Below are 21,527 nucleotides of genomic sequence, written 5' to 3'. Positions count from 1 at the left end.
CGGTGCGTTCCGCCCCACCGACGCCGGCGGGGGTACGGACCGGAATGTCCGGCTCCCCCACTGGCTGGTACGGGTGCGCTCGGTTTCTCAGCAAGCTTTAACGAACATACGGTTGACATGCGGTCAGATGATGGGGGGTCGCGGAGCATAGCGCCGTGACCATGTCACGGTCAAGGTCTATCTTTTCTGTGCACGCTTGTATCAAATGACGTCCACCTGTCTTTCATTTTGGTTTGCCGGGCTTTGGCCATGAGCTGGCCCCGGTCGGGGAGGACGTCACAACGTTGAAGAACACCAGGAGAACCGCTGCGGTCGCCACAGCCGCAGCGGTCATAGTCACGCTCGGCGCGGGCCTGCTTCCGGGCACCGCCGTCGCCGCCGGCTCCGCCCCGGTCCCGAAGGACCCGGCCGAGGCCGTCCAGAACACCGAGCACAACCTTCCGGGCCCGCTGACCGCGAAGGTGGAGGCGGAGCAGAAGGCCGCCACCGAGAAGCTGCTCAACGGCACCGCCGAGGTCGAGCAGCACAACGGCAGCACCAGCGTGAAGCTCGGCAAGGACAAGTACGTCGAGCTCGCCCGCGAGCGCACGGACAAGATCTTCACCATCCTGGTCGACTTCGGTGACCAGGTGGACAACACCACCACGACGCCGGACGGCAAGGTCAAGTACGGCGGTGAGCCCGGCCCGAAGCACAACGAGATCGAGAAGCCGGACCGCGCCACCGACAACTCGACCGAGTGGCAGGCCGACTACAACCAGCAGCACTACCAGGACCTGTACTTCAACAAGGACAAGCCCTCGCTGAAGACCTACTACGAGAAGCAGTCCTCGGGCCGCTACTCGGTCGACGGCGTGGTCACGGACTGGGTCCGCGTCCCGTGGAACGAGGCCCGTTACGGCTCCGACTACTGCGGCTCCAACGTCTGCGCCAGCGCCCAGGACCTGATCCGCGACGCCGTGGACATCTGGTACAAGGACCAGCTGGCCAAGGGTCAGACCGACGCCCAGATCAAGGCGACCCTGGCCCAGTACGACCAGTGGGACCGTTACGGTTCGCACCACGACGGGAACTTCAACCAGCCCGACGGGTACCTGGACCACTTCCAGATCGTGCACGCCGGCGAGGACAAGTCGGCCGGTGGCGGCAAGCAGGGCAAGAAGGCCCTGTGGGCGCACCGCTCGTACGTCTACGGCAACCTGCAGGGCACGGCCGGCCCCGAGGGCAACAAGCTCGGTGGCGTCCAGGTCGGCAGCAGCGGCATCTGGGTCGGCGACTACACGATGCAGCCGGAGAACGGCGGCCTCGGCGTCTTCGCCCACGAGTACGGTCACGACCTCGGTCTGCCGGACCTCTACGACACCGCCGGCAAGGGCATCGACAACTCGGTCGGCTTCTGGTCGCTGATGTCCTCCGGTTCCTGGCTCGGCGAGGGCAAGGACGCGATCGGCGACATGCCGAACGACCTCGACGCCTGGAGCAAGTACCAGCTCGGCTGGCTGAAGGTCGACCGCGCCAAGGCGGGCACCGAGTCGACCCACCACATCGGCCCGGCGGAGTACAACAGCAAGCTGCCGCAGGCCCTGATCGTCGACCTGCCGAAGAAGAGCATCACCACCGAGATCAACAAGCCGTTCGCCGGCGCCGGTGAGTGGTGGAGCGGCAGCGCCGACAACCTGAACGTCACGCTCACCCGCGACGTCGACCTGACCGGCAAGACCAAGGCCAGCATCAACGCCAAGGCCTGGTACGAGCTGGAGCAGGACTTCGACTACGCGTTCGGCGAGGTCTCCACCGACGGCGGCAAGTCCTGGACCGTCATCGACGGCACCTGGAACGGCACCGCGCTGCCGCGCGAGAACGACCGTCCGGCCCTCAGCGGCCAGGTGGCCGCCTGGGGCGACCTGTCGTTCAACCTGGACGCCTACGCGGGCCAGAAGGTCAAGTTCCGCTACCACCAGACCACCGACGGCGGCCTGCACTTCCGCGGCCTGACGCTGGACAACATCGCGGTCGTCGCCGACGGCGCCGCCGTGTTCAGCGACGACGTCGAGAACGGTGACAACGGCTGGGTGGCCGACGGGTTCTCCCGCTTCGGCGGCTCGTACACCAAGGACTACGCGCAGTACTACATCGCGGAGAACCGGCAGTACGTGTCCTTCGACCAGACCCTGAAGACCGGCCCGTACAACTTCGGCTTCGCCGACAAGCCGAGCTGGGTCGAGCACTACTCCTACCAGCCCGGTCTGCTGATCTGGTTCTGGGACGAGTCGCAGACCGACAACAACGTCAGCGCCCACCCGGGCCACGGCCTGGTCCTGCCGGTCGACTCGCACCCGAACGTGCTGAAGTGGACCGACGGCAGCCTGATGAAGCCGCGCGTCCAGGGCTTCGACTCCACCTTCGGCTCCCGCCGCGTCCCCGCGCTCACCCTGCACAACAAGGGCGTCGAGACCGTCATCCCGAAGGCCAAGGGCGTCGACGAGTTCAACGACCTGAAGTCGTGGTGGAGCAAGGACGACCAGTACGCCGGTGTCGACGTCCCGAAGACGGGCACCAGCATCGAGGTCGAGAACGAGTCCTCGAACTACCTGGAGACCTGGATCCGGGTCCGCCCGGTCGACAACTGATCGTCGCTCCGGTAGCGATCGGCCTGTGACCAGGCAGCTCTGACACCTCCACGTCCGGCCCGTCCCCGCAGTGCGCGGGGGCGGGCCGGACGCTTTGTCAGGACCGGACGGCCGGCAGCCGGTCCAGGAAGGCGGCGGCCGCCACCGCGACGTCGGCGCCGGTCCAGTCGAGGGCGGGCGCGGCGACCGTGACCTCGGTCATCGAGAGCCCCGGCGGCCCGTCCTCGCGCCAGGCGCCGAACAGCCCGGTCCCGGTGTCCTCGGCCAGCCCGAGCCCGGCCTCCTCCAACTCCCCCGCCGGGTACGGCAGCCAGAGCTGGAACTGGTGGGTGTGCGGCGGGGACGGGTGCACCCGGGCGCCGGGGACGGCGGCGAACGCCCGCTCCAGCGCCCCGGCGACGATCCGGGCGTGCGCCACGTACCCGGCCAGCCGCGGCAGTTCGCGCTCCAGCCCGGTCAGCGCGGCCAGCGCGGACGGCCACTGCTGGTAGAGCTGCCCGCCGTAGCGGTGCCGCCAGGCCCGGGCGGTGCGGACGAGGCCGCCCGGGCCGGCCAGCGCGGCGCCGCTGATCCCGCCGAGCGTCTTGTAGAAGGACACGTAGACCGAGTCGGCCAGGGCGGCGACCTCCGGCAGCGGCCGGCCGAGGGCGACCGCGGACTCCCAGAGCCGGGCGCCGTCCAGGTGCAGCGCCGCACCGTGCTCCTCGCGCACCACCGCGGCCAGCTCCACCAGCTCCGCCCAGCCGGGCAGCACGAACCCGGCGTCGCGCAGCGGCAGCTCCAGGCTCAGCGCGGCGTACGGCTCGTCCAGGGCGCGCAGCTCCTCGGCGGTGGGCTGGCGCGGCGCGGTCGTGGGCCAGAGGCTGCGCAGGCCGGACAGGACGCCGAGGGCGTGCCGCTCGTGCCGGTCGGTGTGGGCCAGCGGGTGGGTGACCACGGTGCGCGTCCCGGCCGCCTCGGCGTGGATCCGCAGGGCGATCTGCTGGGCCATCGTGCCGGTCGGGAAGAAGGCCGCGTCCTCGGTGCCGAGCAGCTCGGCGACCCGCTGCTCCAGGGTGCGGACCACGCCGTCGCCGTACTGGTCCGGGCGGCCGTCCAGGTCGGCGCCGCCGTACGGGCCGGGGGCGGCGTCCGGCGGCGGCCCGGCCAGGTCGGCGAGGCGTTCGCGGATGGTCTGCGGCCGGACGCCGGACAGCAGCCGCTCGCAGCCGCGCAGGGCGGCGAAGCGGCGGTCCGGCAGGGCCGGCCGGCCACTGGCGTCGGGGACTTCACTCCTGTTGCCGTACATGGCTCGATGGTCCCGCAGCGGGCCTGGCCGGTCAGCGGTGCGGACCGAAAGCGGTTCGAGCCCGCCAAACGCCGGCCGCGCGTGGTGCTGGTCACAGGCCTCCGGCGCGGTACGACCGACGGTAGTAGCGGGGGCCGGGGAACCGGCGGACGCCGCGAGGCGGGCACCGACGATCCGATCACATGATCATTACTCCGTCGGTTTGAATCTCCGGCGCCACGATGACTACACGCCGTAGTACGTCACACCGTTTGGGACTCCGCTCGGTGACCGTTACACCTGAGTGGTCCCCCGCTCAGCACGCGCCCGAACGGGCTCCTCGTGCTGCCCTCGTTCGACCGTGAGGTACGGCAAGCGATGTCCACCGTCCCGCCCGTGGGGCCGGCCCTGCGCCGGCTCGCCGCCCGCACGGCGGCCCAGGCCGCCGTCTGGCTGCCCCGGATCGGCCACGCCGTCCGCACCCAGGCCGCACCGCTGCGCTCGCTCGCGTCGCCCCGGCACACCACGCTGCCGGGCAGCCGGCAGCGGGCCGAGCACGACCACGCCCTGGTCTCGGCCGGAGCGGCCGCCGTGCTGCTCGCCGGGGTGCTGCTGGTGGCCACCCCGGGCACCGCCTCGGCGCAGACCGTGCTGCCCACCACGCCGGGCAGCTCGGCCTTCACCGTGCCCAGGGCGGAGGTGCCCAGCGCGGGGCTGGTCCAGGTGGCCGGGCCCAGCCCGTACAAGCTGCCCGACGACGGCGACTCCGCGCAGGAGTTCGTGGCGGTGGCGGCCAACCTGCTGCCGCTCGAACCGCCGGCTCCGGCGCCCGAGCCGGAACCCGCCCCCGAGCCGGCCCCCGAGCCCGCCCCTGCACCCGAGCCCGAGCCCGAGCCCGCCCCGGCTCCCGGGTGGTCGGCGCCGGTGCCGAACGCGCCGACCAGCAACCCGTACGGGAAGCCCAACCGCAGCTACGCGGCCGGGTACCACACCGGGGTGGACTTCGCGGTCTCCCCGGGCACGCCGCTGCTGGCGGTCGGCGACGCGACCGTGGTCTCGGCCGGCTGGGACGGCGCGTACGGCAAGGAGGTCGTGCTGCGGCTGGCGGACGGCCACTTCGCGCAGTACGCCCACATGTCCTCGGTCAGCGTCTCCGCGGGCCAGTGGGTGCCGGCGGGCGAGCGGATCGGGTATTCCGGGAGCACCGGCAACTCGACCGGCCCGCACCTGCACTTCGAGATCCGCACCAGCAACCGCTACGGCGCGGTGGTCAACCCGATCGCGTACCTCGCGGGGCACGGCGTCACGAACTTCTGAGCCGCCCCGGGTGCTCCACTGAGCGCCCTTGGCGACCCTCAGCCCGCGCTGGGGTGGCCGGGGGCGGAGTGGCGGATCCCGGCGCCGATCTCCAGCGCGATGTCTCGGGCCGCCCCGATCGCCTCGTCCAGGCCGGCCGGGGGCGGCTGCTCGCCCCACACGTTCCGGGCCTCGCCGCAGTCCGCGCTGTCCTGCTTGAGCAGGAACAGCGACGAGTGGACGGTGAACAGCGCCATCGCGGCCCGCAGCCGGTCGTGGAAGTCCGCCTCCGGCCCGTGCACCAGCTGCATCATGGTGATCATGCGGTCCTTGAAGGCCAGCCCGGCCGGGGACTCGCGCAGCGCGGGCTGGTTCTCGTGGAAGAAGCGCAGCAGCGGGGCCCGCTCGGCCATCCCGTCCGCGAAGCGGCGGATCAGCTCGTCGCGCGTCGTCGGGCTCCAGGCCTGCTTGCGGCCCCACGCGATGGTCTCGTCGATCGGTGCGGCCATCCGCTCGACGATGCCGAGGACGATGTCGTCCTTGGTCTTGAAGTGGTAGTAGAGCGCGGCCTTGGTGACGCCCAGGCGGTCGGCGATCTCGCGCAGCGAGGTCTGCTCGTAGCCCTGCTCCGCGAAGAGCTCCAGTGACACCTCGATGATGCGAGCCCGGGTGTCGCTGCGGGGGCTGTGCGGAGTGCCCATGGCCTGCCTCATGACTGCGTCGGTGACTACTGCGGACCCCGGGGTGGTGTCCGCCCCGGGCTCATTCTCCCTGCCCAGACGGTCGGTCGAGAAACTGGCTTGACGACCGGCTAGGGAACAACCTACCGTGCCGACGGTCGATAAACTAGCCGGGCGACAAGTAAGTGAGCCGCCGCACGGCACGACGCTCCGTCCGCACCACCCTCCGGGAGACCCACCTCATGTCACAGCCCAAGACCGCCGGCCCGGTGCCGGAGGACAGGACGGCCGAGGAGGAGCAACCGCGGTCACCGCGCGAGATCCGCCTCGTGATGGTCGGCCTGGTCGTCACCATGCTGCTGGCCATGCTCGACAACCTGATCGTCGGCACCGCGATGCCGACCATCGTCCACGACCTCGGCGGCGCCGAGCACCTGTCCTGGGTGGTCACCGCCTACACGCTGGCCACCGCCGCCTCCACCCCGATCTGGGGCAAGCTCGGCGACCTCTACGGCCGCAAGGGCACCTTCCTCACCTCGATCGTGGTCTTCCTGGTGGGCTCGGCGCTGTCCGGCCTGTCGCAGAACATGAACGAGCTGATCGGTTTCCGCGCCGTCCAGGGCCTGGGCGCCGGCGGTCTGATGGTCGGCGTCATGTCGATCATGGGTGCGCTCGTCCCGCCGCGCGACCGCGGCAAGTACCAGGGCATGTTCGCCGCGGTGATGGCCCTCGCCACCATCGGCGGCCCGCTGGCCGGCGGCTTCATCACCGACCACCTCAGCTGGCACTGGACCTTCTACATCAACCTGCCGCTCGGCGTGGTCGCGCTGGCCGTGGTCGTCGTCACCCTGAAGCTGCCGAAGGTCCGCAGCACCGCGAAGATCGACTACCCGGGCGCGGTCCTGCTCACGGTCGGCATCACCTCGCTCGTGCTGATCACCACCTGGGGCGGCCAGGAGTACGCCTGGGGCTCCAAGGAGATCCTCGGCCTGGCCGCGCTCGCTGCCGCCTCGCTGATCGCCTTCTGCTACGTGGAACAGCGGGCGCAGGAGCCGATGCTGCCGCTGGGCCTGTTCACGAACCTGAACTTCACCCTGGTCTCGATCATCGGCTTCATCGTCGGCTTCGTGATGTTCGGCTCGACCGTCTTCCTGCCGCTCTACCAGCAGACGGTCCAGGGCGCCTCGGCGACCAACTCCGGCCTGCTGCTGATGCCGATGATGTTCGGCATGCTGGTGATCTCCCTGGTGGTCGGCCAGGCCGTCACCAAGACCGGCAAGTACCGGATCTACCCGATCATCGGCACCCTCGTGATGACCGCCGGCCTGCTCCTGCTCTCCACCATGGGCACCGGGACCAGCAGCTTCACCTCGGCCTGCTGGATGGTCGTGCTCGGCGCCGGCATGGGCTTCCTGATGCAGATCACCATGCTGGTCGCGCAGAACAGCGTCGAGCTCAAGGACATGGGCGTGGCCAGCTCCACCGCCACCCTGTTCCGCACCATCGGCGGCTCCTTCGGCGTCGCGCTGTTCGGCGCCCTGTTCAACAGCCGGGTGACCGACACCATGACGGAGAAGCTCGGCGGGCAGGCCACCGCCGGCGGCGGCGTGCAGGACCCGAGCCAGATGAGCATGGCCGACCTGCGCAAGCTGCCCGAGAACGTCCAGGACGCCTACCACCACGCGGTGTCCAACGGCATGCACACCGTCTTCCTGTGGGGCGCCGGGGTGGCCGTGATCGCGATCGCCGCCGCGTTCTTCCTGCGCGAGGTGCCGCTGCGCGGGGCCGGCAAGGACGAGAAGCCGGCCGAGTCCTCGCTGGAGGCGGCGGCCGTCTGACGGCTCCGCCCCGTACGCGCCCCCGGGAGGTTCGTCCGCCCGGGGGCGCCTTCCGTTCGTGCGTGGCGCCTACTGGGGCAGCCGGTAGACGCCCTGCTCGACCGGCTCGACCAGGCCGTCCGCCACCAGGCCGTCCAGTGCCCGGGCCCGCTGCACCGCGTCCGGCCAGACCGCGTCCAGCCGGGCCTGCGGCACCGTCCCGTGCGACTCGCGCAGCACCGCGAGCAGCTTGCCGCGCACCTGGCGGTCCGTCCCCTCGTAGGACTGGCCGCGCCGGGCCGGGCCCTCGTACGGCGGGCGTCCGGCCCGCTGCCAGGCGCAGGCCGTGAACAGCGGGCAGTCCCCGCACTCCGGGCCGCGCGCGGTGCAGACCAGCGCGCCCAGCTCCATCACGCCGACCGCCCAGGTGGCGGCCGTCTCGGCGTCGTCCGGCAGCAGCGCGGTGGCGGTGCGGCGCTCGGCGGCGGTGGTGGCCTGGGCCGGGTACTCGACCCCGGTCACCGCGCGGGCGAAGACCCGGCGGACGTTGGTGTCCAGCACCACGTGCCGCTGGCGGAAGGCGAAGGACGCGACGGCGGCGGCGGTGTACTCCCCCACCCCGGGCAGCGAGAGCAGGGTGGCGTGGTCGTCCGGGACCTCGCCCTCGTGCTCCTCGGTGATCGCCACCGCGGCCGCGTGCAGGCGCAGCGCCCGGCGCGGGTAGCCCAGCCGGCCCCACATCCGGACCGCCTCGCCGGGCGCCTCGGCGGCGAGGTGGGCCGGGGTCGGCCAGCGGGTGAGCCAGGCCTCCCAGGCGGGCAGCACCCGCTTGACCGGGGTCTGCTGGAGCATGAACTCGCTCACCATGACGGCCCAGGGCGTCGCGTCGGGGGCCCGCCAGGGCAGGTCGCGCTTGCTCGCCTCGTACCAGTCCAGGACGGTCGAGTGGAACAGCGGCAGGGGCAGCGGCGGCCGGACGGCGCCGGCGGGGGCGGGAACGGCGTCGGCGGCGGTGGCGGTGATGGCAGTCATGGCCCTTCGATCCTCCCATGCCCGCCGACCGGGCCGAAGTGGATCAGACCGCTCCGGATCCTCCCGGGAAACTCCCCGGAAATCGTCCGATTGGCGCTCGCTCGAACGGATCAAATGGCGGATCATGTGAAGGAAGGGGTGACTGTGCGGTGTTGGTGAGTCAATCGCCACACACAGTCTCGTAGAGTTTGGTCGTGCCTTCTCTGCGTCAACCCGTCGGACCACTGCCGGCCTCGATCTACTGGCGTCGGCGCGTCGTCGTGCTCGTCGCCGTCGCGGCGGTCGTCGCGCTGATCGCCTGGCTGATGATCGATCAGGGCGGGGGCGGTGACGGCGGCTCATCGGGCAAGGCCGCACAGGCCGTTCCGTCCCAGAACCAGACCCCGGCCCAGGCCATCACGCCCGGCGCCTCCCCGAGCGGCCCCGCGGCGCGCCCGGGTGGCGGCGGCGCCGGGGGCGGCCCGGTCGCGGGCGGCGGCGGCACCGAGGTGAACCTCAGCGGGGGCACCGGCGCCGGTGCCAACCCGGCCCCCGGGGGCGGCGCGGCGCCGGCCGCCGGCGGCGCCGGTGGCGGTGGCGGTACGGGCGGCTCCGGCGGCCCGGGCGGCGGCGCCCCGGCGGTGAACACCCCCGAGATCATGGCGCTGCCGGTCTGCGCCTCCTCGCAGGTGGCGCTGGAGCTGGCCGGCACCCAGAACTCGTACCAGCCCAAGGACAAGCCGCGGCTGGCCCTGACGGTCAAGAACTCCTCCGGCACCAACTGCCGGGTGGACCTGGGCCGCACCGCCTCCGTGATCACGGTGAGCGGCAGCAACAACGACCGGGTCTGGTCCTCCGGCGACTGCCCGGCCGACAAGGGCAGCATCTGGGTGCAGCTCGGCGCGGGCGGCAGCCAGACCGAGACCTTCACCTGGGACCGCAGCCGCAGCAAGCCGCAGTGCGCGACCGCCGACCAGACGCCGCCGCCGAGCGGCACCTACGTGGTGCTCGCCGAGCTCACCGGGCTCTCCGGGGACAAGGTCTCGGCGCGGGCCTCGATCCGGCTGGACAGCTGAGAACCGGTCAACTTCCCCCGGAGCCCCCGGCCGTCGAGCGGCCGGGGGCTCCGTCGTGCCCGGGGCTCCGTCGTGTCCGGGGACTCCGTCGTGTCCGGGGGTTTCGTCTTTGCCTGGGAACGAGCCTGGCGGACATGCGGCGGCCCCCGGAGAAGCGTTTCTCCGGGGGCCATCGCCGGGTTCCGGCGTCCGTACGGGGGCGCGTCCGGTCAGACGTAGCGCTCCAGGATGGACGATTCGGCAAGGCGGGACAGGCCCTCGCGGACCGAGCGCGCGCGGGTCTCGCCGACGCCCTCGACGGTCTGCAGGTCGTCGATGCTCGCGGCGAGCAGCTTCTGGAGGCCGCCGAAGTGCTCGACCAGACGCTCTATGACGGTGTTCGGCAGGCGCGGGATCTTCGCCAGCAGGCGGTAGCCGCGCGGCGAGACGGCGGAGTCCAGCGACTCCGGGGTGCCCGAGTAGCCGAGCGCCTTGGCGACGGTCTGGAGGTCCAGCAGCTCGGCGTGGGTGAGCGCCTCCAGGTCGGCCAGCACCTCGGTGACCGTCCGGCCCTTCTTGGCGGCCCGCTCCGGGAAGTAGTCCCGGGCGACCAGCTCGCGCTCCGGCTCCACGCCCGCGATCAGCTCGTCCAGCTGGAGCGAGAGCAGCCGGCCGTCGATGCCGAGCTCCAGCACGTAGCCGGCGATCTCGGTGGCGATCAGCCGGACCATCTCCAGGCGCTGGGCCACGGCGGTGACGTCCCGGACCGTCACCAGGTCCTCGATCTCCAGCGCGGAGAGCGTGCCGGCCACCTCGTCCAGGCGCAGCTTGTAGCGCTCCAGCGTCGCCAGTGCCTGGTTGGCGCGGGACAGGACCGTGGTGGAGTCCTCCAGCACCCGGCGGGTGCCGTTGACGTACATCGCGATCAGCCGCATCGAGTGCGAGACCGCGACCACCGGGTAGCCGGTCTGCCGGTTGACCCGCTCGGCGGTGCGGTGGCGGGTGCCGGTCTCGTCGGTGGGGATGGTCGAGTCCGGCATCAGGTGCACGCCGGCCCGGACGATCTTGGTGATGTCCTTGTCGAGCACCACCGCGCCGTCGAGCTTGCACAGCTCGCGCAGCCGGGTGGCGCTGAACTCGACGTCCAGCACGAAGCCGCCGGTGCACAGGGACTCGACGGCCTTGTCGAAGCCCAGCACGATCAGACCGCCGGTGTTGGCCCGCAGGACCCGCTCCAGGCCGTCACGAAGCGCGGTACCGGGCGCGATGGCGGTGAGGGAGGCCCGCAGCAGGGCCTCCTCGCGGGAGGCCTTGTCCGCCCCCCGGTCGCTGGCTGCCACGTGACTCCTCCGGTCGACCCGTGCCGCGCGCCTCGCGCCGTGCGCCGGTCCGCGGTCTGTTGCTCTGTCGCTCAGTACCGCTCGGTACTGCCTTCTGGCCAATGAGACTGGGGGAAGTCTAACTGTGTGTGGCTTCGGCAGGGCTTGGGTCAGCGCAGTTCGTCGGAGTCGAGCGGCTCCCAGCCCTCCATCAGCTCCTCGGGGTACGCCGCCGGGCCGGCCGCGGCCCGGGCGGAGCGCGGGGCCGGCGGCGCCGACGGTGCCTCACCGCGGGCCTCGGTGCGCGGCTTGGCGGCGGAGCGGCGACGGCCCGGGATGGCCCGCAGCGCCTCGCCGATGTCGGCCACCTCGACCACCTTCATGCCCGGCGGCACCTTGCCCGGGTCCGGCGGGACCAGGGCGTGGGTGAAGCCCAGCCGGTGCGCCTCGGCGAGCCGCCGCTGCACGCCCGTCACCCGCCGCACCTCGCCCGCCAGACCGACCTCGCCGATCGCCACCAGGTTGCTGGGCAGCGGGGTGTCGGTGGAGGAGCTGGCCACCGCGAGCGCCACCGCGAGGTCCGCGGAGGGCTCGGTCAGCTTCACCCCGCCGACCGTCGCGGTGTAGATGTCCTGCTTGCCGAGCTTCACCCCGCCGTGCCGCTCGACCACGGCCAGGATCATCGCGATCCGGGGGGACTCCAGGCCCGAGGTGGTGCGCCGCGGGGAGGGGATCTGCGAATCCACCATCAGCGCCTGCACCTCGGCCACCAGCGGGCGCTTGCCCTCCAGGGTGACGGTGAGGCAGGTGCCGGGGACGGGCTTGTCACGCCTGGTCAGGAAGAGGCCGGACGGGTCGGCCAGGCCGACGATGCCCTCGTCGTGCAGCTCGAAGCAGCCCACCTCGTCGGTCGCGCCGTAGCGGTTCTTGACCCCGCGGATGAGCCGCAGCCGGGCGTGCCGGTCCCCCTCGAAGCTCAGCACCACGTCCACCAGGTGCTCCAGCAGGCGCGGGCCGGCGATCTGGCCGTCCTTGGTGACGTGGCCGACCAGCAGGGTGGCCATGCCGCGCTCCTTGGACGCCCGGATCAGCGCGCCCGCCACCTCGCGGACCTGGGCCGGGCCGCCGGGGGCGCCGTCCAGCTCGGCGGAGGCGATGGTCTGCACCGAGTCCAGGATCAGCAGGCCCGGGTTGACCGCCTCGATGTGGCCGAGCACCGCGCCGAGGTCGGACTCGGCGGCGAGGTAGAGGTGGTCGGAGAGGGCGTTGATCCGGTCCGCGCGCAGCCGGACCTGGCTCGCCGACTCCTCGCCGGTGACGTAGAGCGTGCGGTGCTGCGCGGTGGCCGCCTTGGCGGCGACGTCCAGCAGCAGGGTGGACTTGCCGACGCCGGGCTCGCCGGCCAGCAGCACCACCGCGCCGGGCACCAGGCCGCCGCCGAGCACCCGGTCCAGCTCCGGCACGCCCGTCGAGCGGGCCGTCGCGACCTGGCCGTCCACCTGGGCGATCGGGCGGGCGGGCGCGCTGACCGGGCCGGCGGCCGTGGTGCGGATCGGCACCGCGCCGTACTCCTCGACCGTGCCCCAGGCGTTGCACTCCGGGCAGCGGCCGACCCACTTGGGCAACTGGTTGCCGCACTCGGTGCAGCGGTACGCCGGGCGGGGCTTGGCGGTGGTCTTGGAACGCGGAGGCATGCGGCCCACCGTAGCGCCTGGGTCCGACAGCGACGGGCCGTCCGGCTCGCCCGGCGGCTCGCCGCGCGTCCACACAGATGGGCGATGTTGTTACCCGAAAGAAGTACATACGCGGCGAATGGCCGGGATCAGCCGTCCGCGTTCTCTACCGTCGGACGGGTGACGACGAGAACTGTTGGTCCGACCTGGTCGGGTAGGTCGGGTGGGGCGGGCCGGTCGGGCCGGTCGGGTGGGACGGGCGCCCAGGCTCCGACGGCCGGGGCGGCCGGTGCGACCGGGACGGCCCGGACGGCCGGGCCGCGGGCCGCCGCCGCGCTCGCGGCGTACGACCGGCAGGTGGACGGCCTGTTCACCTACTGCCTCTCGGTGCTCTGCGAGCACGACGCGGCCGCCGACGCCCTGCGCGAGGTCCGCGAGCTGGCGCGGCGGCACGGCGCCCGGCTGGCCGAACCCGGGCTGCTGCGCGCCTGGCTGTTCTCGCTGGCCCGGTACTGCTGCCTGCGCCGGCTCGCGGGCGACGGCCCGGACGTGACCGGCACCGGGGCCGGGCGGGCGCCCGGGGCCGAGCCGGACGAGACCGAGGCGGCCCGGCGACGGCGCGAGCTGTCCTCGCTCGCCTGGCCGGAGGCGGCCGGCACCGACCCGGAACAGCGCGAGGCGCTGGAGCTGTCCGTCCGGCACCGGCTGACCCCGCTGGAGGTCGCGGCGGTGCTGGGCCTGCCGTTCGAGCGGACCCGCGCGCTGCTGGCCGGGGCCGAGGCCGAGGTGGCCAGGACCAGGGCGGCGCTGCTGGTGCTCGGCGTGGGCAGCTGCCCGGAACTGGACCGGCTCGGCGGGGCCGGGGCGGAGTCCTGGCGGGACTGGGTGCTCGGCCCGGCGCTGCGGCGGGAGCTGGTGCAGCACGTGGTGGACTGCCCGACCTGCCGGGGGACGGCGGAGCGGGTGGCCGCGAGCGAGGCGGCGGAGGGTGCGGCGGGGCTGTCGGGCCTGGCGCTGCTGCGGGCTCCGGCGGGCCTATCCGGGGCGGCCGCGGTCACCGGCTCGGTCACCGGCGCGGCGGCGGCCCGGGGGGCGGAGCCGGGGCCGCGGTTCGACCAGGGCGGCTTCCCCCGGCACCGGGCGCCGGACGCGGGGCGCGGGCTGGCGGTGCGCCGGCGGGTGGTGACCACCGGGGTGCTCGCGGCCGTCCTGGCGGCGCCGGTGGTCGCGCTCTGGGCCGGGCACCGGGGCGGTGGCGGGGCCGGGTCGGCGGCCGCGGTCTCGGCGGTGCGGGTGGACGAGACCGGGCGGCCCACGGGGCAGCGGCCGCGGCCGGCGGTGGACGGTCCGGCGGGGCCGGGTGCGTCCCGGATGCCGGGGATGGAGCTGGCGGGAGCCGGGGCCGGGATGGTCGGGGGCGGGGGCGGCGCCGGTGCGGGCGGTGCAGAAACGTTGCTTCCCGGGTTTCCGCGGCTCCTCTTCCAAGGCGCGGTGATCCCCGTCCCGACCCACGGCGCCACCCCGCTCGACGGCCCCGGCCTGGTCGCCGCACCGGCCCCGTTGGTCGACCGGGCCTCCGCGACGGGCACGGGCGATCCGGCCCCGGCCGGGCTGCTCACCGTCGAGGCCGGCGAGTACGGCAACCGGACCGTCCTCACCCTCACCAACTCCGGCACCACGGAGATCCGTTGGCACGCGGTGACGGAGGCCGACTGGCTCCGGCTCAGCCGCGACTCCGGCACCCTGGCGCCCGGCCAGCGGATCACCGTGATCGTCACCGTGGACGAGGACCGGGCGCCGACGACTCCCTGGACCGCCCGGATCGCGCTGCCGCCCTCGCAGGCGGTGGTCACCCTGGAGGGCGGGCCGCACAACCGCGGCGGATCGGCCACTTCCCCGGCCGATCCGTCGCCCTCCTCGACTCCCCCCTCGACACCGCCCACCACACCGGTGCCGACCGGGTCCGCCACCGCCTCGCCCACCACGTCCCCCACCGCCTCCGGCTCACCGACGTCGTCCCCGTCGCCGTCTTCGTCCGGCTCCCCGTCCCCCTCGGGCACGACCACGGCGGCCCCCACGTCGGACACCTCGGGCACGGCAACAGCCTCCCCCTCGGGGCAGTAACAGCGGGCACAGCCGCAGAGACTGCACAGGAAGTCGGGCCCGCCGACTTCTCATGCAGGCACGGCCACGACAACGCCCACCCCGAACACCTCGCCACACCCCTCGGACATGGCAAATAGCGGGCACCGGGCGGTGCACAGGAAGTCGGCCCGGCCGACTTCTCGCGCGGGCGCCTCGGTGGGGGCGGGGTGTTCAGAGCCGGTGGATCGGCGGGACCTGGTAGGTGCCGTCCAGGACGGCGGGCTCGGGCTGGTAGATGCGGAGGATGGGGCGGAACTCGCCGGGCGGGGTGGGGAGCCAGTTGGCGGCCGCCGCCGGGTCCTCGGGCTGGTCGTGCTGGAGGGTCAGGGTGAGGGAGCCGTCCTCGTCGTAAACGAGGCCGGGAGTGCGGTCGCCGATCGAGTAGCGGTCGATCGGGTTCTCCACCAGGTAGTAGTCCGGGACGGAGTACATCGTGACGGACCAGAACGCCCCGGCCGGGGGCGGCTGGTCGAAGCGCAGGGTGTAGCGGTGCGCGCCGGTCAGCGGCCGCCCGTCGGAGTCGTCGTAGGTCATCGCGTACGAGGCCTCGTAGGCGTGGTTGCCCCAGAGGCCGGCCCGGGCGGCGGCGGCCCGGCTGAGGTAGGCGGCGCGGCGGTCGGGGATGCGCCACTCGGGGTCGTCCAGGGTGCCGGGGCCCAGGTGGTCGGTGTTGTAGTCGAAGAGGTGGAGCGCGCTGCGCCACTCGCCGGGCGGGTGGTCCTCGGGCGGGCGGGTGGCGTCCTCGACGCGTTCCCGGCCGGCGGCCAGGCCCTTGGCCAGCGCGAGCGTCCACTCGGGGGCGGCCGCGCGGTACGGCGAGGCGCCGTCGTCCAGCAGGCCGAGCGGGGCGAAGCGGCGCTGGTACTCGATGTCCGTGGTGGCGGGCGGGAAGGCCTGCATCCAGACCCGCATCCGCTCGAAGAAGGCCAGCCGCTCGGGGACGTCCCCGTCCGGCTCGGGCAGTCCGGCGACCAGGCCGCCGGGTTCCAGCGGCTGCAGCTCCAGGCCGGCCTGCAGGGCCCGGACCCGGGGCAGGTCGTCCGGGCCGGTGCAGGCGAAGCGGCCGACGAGGGTGCCGACGGTGGTCGGCAGCTCGATCACCCGGTTGGGGTCCGGCGGGGTGCCGTGCCAGCCGGGCGGGACGATCAGCCAGGTCTGCGCGCCGGTGCCGGTGGCCCGGCGGCCGAGGTAGGCGACGTTCTCCGTCCAGGCGTCGATGAACTGCAGCACGTAGTAGGCGCCCGCGGTGTCCGGGACGCTCAGCACCTGCGGGCCCTCGGAGAGGTCGAGCTGGGCGATCGAGTAGACGGTGTCGTTGTTGACCGAGACGAAGTCGTCGGCCGGGCCCGCCAGCCGGGTGGCGTGGCTGACCTGGTTGAACGGCGCCGCCGGGAGGGTGCCCAGGCCGCCCCGGGCGAAGCGCTCGACCATGGTGAGGCCGGCGACCAGCGGGTAGCCGTAGACGTACGCGTCGGCGGCCAGGGCCTCCAGCTCGGGCTGGTTCATCGCGGGTCCTTCGTCCGGGGCGGGCGGCCGGTCGGCGGAACCGCTCGGCGTCCCGCGGCCGTTCGGGCCGGCTGCGGCGGGTGGGTCCGCCGTCCGGGTCGTGCACCGGGCCGGGGTGCGGTCGCCGAGCGCGGTACACATCGGATGCTAAGCGGCGCCGGGTGGGGCGGCACGTCGGACCGGACGCCGCGCGGCATCCGGTGGGCCGCTGTCTGCTGACCGCGAATCCGGGCGTACGGGCGGGGCGGCCGGGAGAGGCTCGTCGGCATGAAGATCCTTCTGCTGGGCGGCTCGTCCTTCCTGGGGCGGGCCTACGCCGCCGAGGCCCTCGCCCGGGGCCACCGGGTCACCACCTTCAACCGCGGCCGCAGCGCCGCGGATCTGCCCGGCGTCGAGGCCGTCCGGGGCGACCGCGACAGCGCCGAGGACCTCGCCCGGCTGGTCGAGGGGCGCAGCTGGGACGCCGTCGTCGACACCTCCGCCCAGCAGCCCGCCCAGGCGGCGCTCAGCGCCCGGCTGCTGCGCGGGCGGGCCGGCCACTACACCTTCGTCTCGTCCGTGCACGCCTTCGCCGACTGGCCCGCCCGGGTGGTCGACGAGGACTCCGCACCGCACCCCTGCCCCGCCGACACCCCGCCCGACCAGCCGCCCGGCAACGCCCTGAAGGCGGGCTGCGAACGCGCCGTACTGGAGGGGTTCGGCGTCGGGCGCACGCTGGTGCTGAACAGCGGGCTGCTCGTCGGACCGTACGAGTTCGGCGGCCGGCTGCCCTGGTGGCTGGAGCGGATGGCCCGCGGCGGCCGGGTGCTCGCCCCGGGGGATCCCCAGCGGACCATGCAGGTGATCGACGTCCGGGACTTCGCCGGCTTCGGGCTGGACCTGCTGACGGCCGGAACGGCGGGGCGGTTCGTCACCACCGCGCCGCCCGGCCGGCTCACCTTCGGCGCGTGGCTGGAGACCTGCCGGGAGGTCGCGGGCGCCGCGGACACCGAGCTGGTCTGGGTACCGGACGGGCCGCTGCTCGCCGAGGGGCCGGACCAGGTCGGCGCGTGGGTCGAACTCCCCTTCTGGGCACCGGACCTGCCCGAGCTGGCGGGCGCCTGGCTGGCCGACACCGGCCGGGCGGAGGCGGCCGGGCTGCGCTGCCGGCCGTTCGCCGAGACGGCCCGGGACACCTGGGAGTGGCTGCGGACGCGCGGACCGGCCGAGGACACCGACGCCGAGGGACGCAAGGGGCGGCCGGGGGCGGCGGTCCGGCAGGGCATCGAACCCGCCAAGGAGCAGCGGCTGTTGGCCGCCTTCGGCTGACCGCCGGCAGCGGCTGCCCCCCGTCGGTCGACCGCTCGGCCGCCCCGGACAGCAGGAGTGGGAAGTCGACCGGGCCGACTTCCCACTCCGGTGGGCGCGTTGGACGCCGGCGGCCCCGCTCAGTGCGTGCGACCGGCCGCGCTGGAGGCCGACGACCCCGCTCAGTGCGTGCGGCGGGTGACCAGCTCGGCGAGCGCCAGCAGTTCGTCGGCCGCGGCCGGCTCCGGGACGGCGGCGGCCAGCTGCGCCATCGCCGTGGCCATCCGCTCGCAGGACTCGCCCTGTGCCCAGCCGCGCCCGCCGGCCGCCTCGACGGCCGCCGCGCACCGCTCCAACTCCTCGGCGGTCAGCGGGCGCTCCAGCGCGTACAGCTCGGCCAGCGTCTTGCCCTCGACGGTGCCGGACCCCAGCGCCGCGACCACCGGCAGCGACTTCTTCCGGGCGACCAGGTCCGCACCGACCGGCTTGCCGGTGACCGCGGGGTCACCCCAGATGCCGATCAGGTCGTCGATCAGCTGGAAGGCCAGGCCGATCTCCCGCCCGAAGCCGTCCAGCGCCTGCGCCGCCTCCTCGGAGGCGCCCCCGTACAGGGCGCCCATCGCGCAGGCCGCGCCGAGCAGGGCCCCGGTCTTGGCCTCCGCCATGGCCAGGCACTCGGACAGCGAGACGTCGTTGCGCCGCTCGAAGGCGCAGTCGATCTGCTGGCCCTCGCAGAGCTCGACCACGCAGTCCGCGAGCCGGCGGATCGAGCCCTGGGCGGCCGGGTGGCCGTCCTCGGCGAGCAGGCGCAGCGCGAGGGAGTGCATGGCGTCCCCGGCCAGGATGGCCTCGGTGGTGCCGAACACCCGCCAGGCGGTGGGCCGGTGGCGCCGGGTGTCGTCCCGGTCGATGACGTCGTCGTGGAGCAGGGTGAAGTTGTGCACCAGCTCCACCGCTGCTGCCGCGGCGACGGCCTCGCCGGGCTTGCCGCCCAGCGCCTGGGTGGCGGCCAGGACCATGGCCGGCCGGATCGCCTTGCCGGCGGAGGCCTCGGCCGGGGTGCCGTCCGCCTCCCACCAGCCGAAGTGGTAGCCGGCCACCTTGCGCATGGTGCCGGGCAGCGAGTCGACGGCGGCCCGCAGGACCGGATCGACCAGGGCGCGGGTGCGGGCGAGGATGTCCGCCGCCTCGTGCCCCTCTTTGTGGTCCCGCTCCAGCATGGGACTCGTCATGGGTGTCTCCCCCTGTCGGGCGCCTGTCGTGGGACGGCCCGCCGACGGCGGGCCGGAGTTGCGCCGCGGGGCGGGCACGGTCGTACGCGCCCCGGCCGCCTCGGGCCGGGCCCGTATTGCACCGGGGCGCGCCGTCCGCCGGAGCCGCCCAACGGCCTCCGGCGGACGGCGCGGCTCGGCGACCGGCCCCGCGGACCGTCAGTACTGCGCGATCTCCACGTTCTCCAGGACGCCGACCGCGTCCGGCACCAGGATCGCGGCGGAGTAGTAGGCGCTCACCAGGTAGGAAATGATGGCCTTCTCGTCGATTCCCATGAACCGCACCGAAAGGCTCGGCTGGTATTCGTCCGGAATTCCGGTCTGGTGCAGACCGATGACGCCCTGGTTGTCCTCGCCGGTTCGCATCGCGATGATCGAGCTGGTGCTCCCGACGATCGGGATCTTGTTGCACGGGAAGACCGGGACCCCGCGCCAGGACATGAGCTGCTTGCCCTCGACCTCGACCGTCCCCGGGTAGAGGCCGCGCTTGTTGAGCTCCCGGCCGAAGGCGGCGATGGCCCGGGGGTGGGCCAGGAACATCCTGGTGCCGCGGCGGCGGCTGAGCAGCTCGTCCATGTCGTCCGGGGTGGGCGGGCCGGAGTGGGTCTGGAACCGCTGGTCGTACGCGGCGTTGCCGAGCAGGCCGAACTCGGGGTTGTTGACGAGCTCGTGCTCCTGGCGCTCGCGCAGGGCCTCGATGGTCAGCCGGAGCTGGTGCTCGGTCTGGTTCATCGGCTGGTTGTAGAGGTCGGCGACCCGGGTGTGCACCTTGAGGATGGTCTGCGCGACGCTCAGCTCGTACTCGCGCGGCTTGAGCTCGTAGTCCACGAAGGCGCCGGGCAGCTCGTACTCGCCCTCGTGGCCGGCGGAGAGGTCGATCGCGGCCTCGCCGTGCTTGTTCTGCGCCTGCTGGAAGCCGTTGAGGTATTCGATGACCTGGAGCTGGAGCGCCTCGGAGCGGTCGTGCAGCTCCTGGAAGGCGGGCCAGGGCAGCGTCAGCACCGTGCCGGAGGTCGCGGCGCGGACGGTGTACGGCCAGTCGCCGCCGTCCTGCCGGATCGCCTCGTCGCCGAGGTGGTCGCCGTCGGCGAGGGAGCCGACCACCGTCTCCTCGCCGTACTTGCCGGTGCCCAGCCGGTCGAGCTTGCCGTGCGCGATCAGGAAGACCTCGGTGATCGGCGCCCCGGCCTGGACCAGGACGTCGCCCGCGTCGAAGTCCCGCTGCACGAAGCGCGCGGCCAACTCCTCCAGCAGGGCCTCGTCCCGGAAACCGCGCAGCACCGGCACCTCGACCAGCGTGGGCGGGACGATCCGCACCTCGGCCCCGGTCTTGACGAAACTCACCCGGCCGCGGCCGACCGAGTGGCGCAGGCGGCGGTTCACCCGGTAGGTGCCGCCGGACACCTGCACCCAGGGCAGCTTCCTGAGCAGCCAGCGCGGGCTGATGCCCTGCATCTGCGGGGCGGACTTGGTGGTCGTCGCGAGGTTCCGCGCGCCCGCCGTGCTCAGACTCTGCTGCTGCCGGAGTTCCGACTGCGCACCGGGCGCGGGAATACCGGCATTGGTTTCGGTCGACATGGGGGAGCCCTTCGCATATCCCGATGAAGTGTCGCCTTGCACATGCGTGTTGCAGCTTCATGGTGGGCCCATTCGAGGGCGACCCGCAATCACTCGTTCGAGTGGTTCAGAATGCCCGAACAAATAGTACGAATAGATCACCCGATCGATATTCGTTCGACTATTTATTCGAACATATCGGGGTTCCGCACGTCAGCCGGGTCCCGGCCCGGCCTCGGCCGGGCGCCGGCCACGCGTCGTCCGCGCCTCGACCGGCCCCATCCTCCCCCATGCGGGCCCCGGCCCGCGCCACCCTCCGACACGCTCAGCGCGCCTCGCCGGCCGCCGGGCACGGCCGGCCCGTCGCCGTCGGCGGCCCCGCCGTCGCTACAGCGGGCCGTTCCAGTCCAGGGTCGGCTCCAGCACGCCCTCCAGGGTGAGCAGCCAGCGCTTCACCTCGATCCCGACCCGGCCGCCGCCGAAGCCGCCGAGCCCGTCCGCCGCCACCACCCGGTGGCAGGGCACCAGCAGGGGGACGGGGTTGGCCGCCATCATCTGCCCCACCGTGCGGGCGGCCAGGCCGGGCTCCGCGACGTCCTCGAACACCCCGCTGCGGGCGGCCAGTTCGCCGTAGGTGATGGTCCGGCCGTACGGCACCTCGCGCCAGAGGGTCCGCAGCACCGCGCGGTGCGGGCCGGAGCTCAGGCTCCAGTCGATCGGCAGGCCCAACTCGCGGGTGCGGCCCGCCAGGTAGGCGCCGATCCGCTCGGTGACGACGGCGACCTTCGACGCGTCGGTGCACGCCGGCGCCTCGCCCTCGCGCGGCCCGGTGTACCCGGCCGAGGCCACGCCGAGCGGGGTCACCGCGATGTGCATCGGCCCGCTGGGCAGCGGCGTGGGCACGGTCAGCCAGGACATCGACAAGGACTGCGGCACGCTCGGGCCCCCACCCTCCGCCGGACCGGCCGCCGGCCACCCCGGCACCCGGGGGGCGTCCCCGCCCCGCGCGCCAT

The 21,527-nt window shown here is 73.5% G+C and carries 15 protein-coding genes; 6 read left to right on the top strand and 9 right to left on the bottom strand.

The genetic code is table 11. From position 1 onward, the window contains the following. Positions 1 to 284 precede the first annotated feature (284 nt). The gene (locus ACFY0X_RS12875) at positions 285 to 2,630 is read left to right on the top strand and encodes an immune inhibitor A domain-containing protein (protein WP_387752878.1); all 2,346 of its coding nucleotides are present in this window, start codon (positions 285 to 287) and stop codon (positions 2,628 to 2,630) included. A 97-nt stretch (positions 2,631 to 2,727) separates the two neighbouring features. Here ACFY0X_RS12875 and ACFY0X_RS12870 read toward each other — a convergent pair whose 3' ends face one another. After that, positions 2,728 to 3,918: a threonine aldolase family protein gene (locus ACFY0X_RS12870; protein WP_387752875.1), complete on the bottom strand. Its 1,191-nt coding sequence runs from the start codon at positions 3,916 to 3,918 to the stop codon at positions 2,728 to 2,730. Positions 3,919 to 4,275: 357 nt separating this feature from the next. Between ACFY0X_RS12870 and ACFY0X_RS12865 the strand changes: the two genes are divergently transcribed. After that, positions 4,276 to 5,214, top strand: a complete 939-nt coding sequence (locus ACFY0X_RS12865) for a M23 family metallopeptidase (RefSeq protein ID WP_387752873.1) — start codon at positions 4,276 to 4,278, stop codon at positions 5,212 to 5,214. A 38-nt stretch (positions 5,215 to 5,252) separates the two neighbouring features. On the opposite strand, the gene ACFY0X_RS12860 is transcribed toward ACFY0X_RS12865, so the two are convergent. Continuing rightward, positions 5,253 to 5,894, bottom strand: coding sequence for a TetR/AcrR family transcriptional regulator (locus tag ACFY0X_RS12860; RefSeq protein ID WP_387752870.1), 642 nt, complete (start codon positions 5,892 to 5,894; stop codon positions 5,253 to 5,255). 221 nt (positions 5,895 to 6,115) lie between these two features. On the opposite strand from ACFY0X_RS12860, the gene ACFY0X_RS12855 reads away from it, so the two are divergent. Continuing rightward, positions 6,116 to 7,711, top strand: a complete 1,596-nt coding sequence (locus ACFY0X_RS12855) for an MDR family MFS transporter (RefSeq protein ID WP_387752867.1) — start codon at positions 6,116 to 6,118, stop codon at positions 7,709 to 7,711. 69 nt (positions 7,712 to 7,780) lie between these two features. Here ACFY0X_RS12855 and ACFY0X_RS12850 read toward each other — a convergent pair whose 3' ends face one another. After that, complete coding sequence (locus ACFY0X_RS12850) at positions 7,781 to 8,722, bottom strand: A/G-specific adenine glycosylase (protein WP_387752864.1); 942 nt, start codon at positions 8,720 to 8,722, stop codon at positions 7,781 to 7,783. Between the two features lie 194 nt (positions 8,723 to 8,916). Between ACFY0X_RS12850 and ACFY0X_RS12845 the strand changes: the two genes are divergently transcribed. Then, positions 8,917 to 9,777: a hypothetical protein gene (locus ACFY0X_RS12845; RefSeq protein ID WP_387752861.1), complete on the top strand. Its 861-nt coding sequence runs from the start codon at positions 8,917 to 8,919 to the stop codon at positions 9,775 to 9,777. 209 nt (positions 9,778 to 9,986) lie between these two features. On the opposite strand, the gene disA is transcribed toward ACFY0X_RS12845, so the two are convergent. Both disA and radA read right to left on the bottom strand, forming a co-directional pair. Next, complete coding sequence (gene disA / locus ACFY0X_RS12840; RefSeq protein WP_387753192.1) at positions 9,987 to 11,045, bottom strand: DNA integrity scanning diadenylate cyclase DisA; 1,059 nt, start codon at positions 11,043 to 11,045, stop codon at positions 9,987 to 9,989. Between the two features lie 200 nt (positions 11,046 to 11,245). Then, a complete protein-coding gene (gene radA, locus ACFY0X_RS12835) occupies positions 11,246 to 12,769 on the bottom strand; it encodes a DNA repair protein RadA (protein WP_387752859.1) in 1,524 nt (507 codons plus the stop codon). 159 nt (positions 12,770 to 12,928) lie between these two features. On the opposite strand from radA, the gene ACFY0X_RS12830 reads away from it, so the two are divergent. Continuing rightward, entirely contained in the window at positions 12,929 to 14,872 is a 1,944-nt protein-coding gene (locus ACFY0X_RS12830; protein WP_387752856.1) for a hypothetical protein, read from the top strand. 192 nt (positions 14,873 to 15,064) lie between these two features. Here ACFY0X_RS12830 and ACFY0X_RS12825 read toward each other — a convergent pair whose 3' ends face one another. Next, the gene (locus ACFY0X_RS12825) at positions 15,065 to 16,399 is read right to left on the bottom strand and encodes a DUF1254 domain-containing protein (RefSeq protein ID WP_387752853.1); all 1,335 of its coding nucleotides are present in this window, start codon (positions 16,397 to 16,399) and stop codon (positions 15,065 to 15,067) included. 267 nt (positions 16,400 to 16,666) lie between these two features. Here ACFY0X_RS12825 and ACFY0X_RS12820 point away from each other — a divergent pair, with 267 nt between their 5' ends. Next, positions 16,667 to 17,707: an NAD-dependent epimerase/dehydratase family protein gene (locus ACFY0X_RS12820; protein ID WP_387752850.1), complete on the top strand. Its 1,041-nt coding sequence runs from the start codon at positions 16,667 to 16,669 to the stop codon at positions 17,705 to 17,707. A gap of 161 nt (positions 17,708 to 17,868) precedes the next feature. Here the strand turns inward: ACFY0X_RS12820 and ACFY0X_RS12815 are convergent, their stop codons facing one another. The 3 genes from ACFY0X_RS12815 to ACFY0X_RS12805 form a co-directional block, all read right to left on the bottom strand. Then, positions 17,869 to 18,918, bottom strand: coding sequence for a family 2 encapsulin nanocompartment cargo protein polyprenyl transferase (locus tag ACFY0X_RS12815; RefSeq protein ID WP_387752847.1), 1,050 nt, complete (start codon positions 18,916 to 18,918; stop codon positions 17,869 to 17,871). A gap of 198 nt (positions 18,919 to 19,116) precedes the next feature. Next, complete coding sequence (locus ACFY0X_RS12810) at positions 19,117 to 20,535, bottom strand: family 2B encapsulin nanocompartment shell protein (protein WP_387752845.1); 1,419 nt, start codon at positions 20,533 to 20,535, stop codon at positions 19,117 to 19,119. A 366-nt stretch (positions 20,536 to 20,901) separates the two neighbouring features. Continuing rightward, positions 20,902 to 21,450, bottom strand: coding sequence for a methylated-DNA--[protein]-cysteine S-methyltransferase (locus ACFY0X_RS12805; protein ID WP_387752842.1), 549 nt, complete (start codon positions 21,448 to 21,450; stop codon positions 20,902 to 20,904). Positions 21,451 to 21,527 lie beyond the last annotated feature (77 nt).

The organism is Kitasatospora sp. NPDC001547 (assembly GCF_042894165.1).
GTDB lineage: Bacteria > Actinomycetota > Actinomycetes > Streptomycetales > Streptomycetaceae > Kitasatospora.
The sequence above is the reverse complement of the archived record's forward strand: the minus strand, read 5'-3'. Positions and strand labels throughout refer to the sequence as shown.

Excerpts from the sequence above, each read along its gene's own strand:
- ACFY0X_RS12855 (WP_387752867.1), top strand. The coding sequence starts at position 6,116 with ATGTCACAGCCCAAGACCGCCGGCCCGGTGCCGGAGGACAGGACGGCC.
- ACFY0X_RS12820 (WP_387752850.1), top strand. The coding sequence starts at position 16,667 with ATGAAGATCCTTCTGCTGGGCGGCTCGTCCTTCCTGGGGCGGGCCTAC.
- ACFY0X_RS12865 (WP_387752873.1), top strand. The coding sequence starts at position 4,276 with ATGTCCACCGTCCCGCCCGTGGGGCCGGCCCTGCGCCGGCTCGCCGCC.
- ACFY0X_RS12870 (WP_387752875.1), bottom strand. The coding sequence starts at position 3,918 with ATGTACGGCAACAGGAGTGAAGTCCCCGACGCCAGTGGCCGGCCGGCC.
- ACFY0X_RS12860 (WP_387752870.1), bottom strand. The coding sequence starts at position 5,894 with ATGGGCACTCCGCACAGCCCCCGCAGCGACACCCGGGCTCGCATCATC.
- radA (WP_387752859.1), bottom strand. The coding sequence starts at position 12,769 with ATGCCTCCGCGTTCCAAGACCACCGCCAAGCCCCGCCCGGCGTACCGC.
- ACFY0X_RS12810 (WP_387752845.1), bottom strand. The coding sequence starts at position 20,535 with ATGTCGACCGAAACCAATGCCGGTATTCCCGCGCCCGGTGCGCAGTCG.
- ACFY0X_RS12825 (WP_387752853.1), bottom strand. The coding sequence starts at position 16,399 with ATGAACCAGCCCGAGCTGGAGGCCCTGGCCGCCGACGCGTACGTCTAC.
- ACFY0X_RS12850 (WP_387752864.1), bottom strand. The coding sequence starts at position 8,722 with ATGACTGCCATCACCGCCACCGCCGCCGACGCCGTTCCCGCCCCCGCC.
- ACFY0X_RS12815 (WP_387752847.1), bottom strand. The coding sequence starts at position 18,918 with ATGACGAGTCCCATGCTGGAGCGGGACCACAAAGAGGGGCACGAGGCG.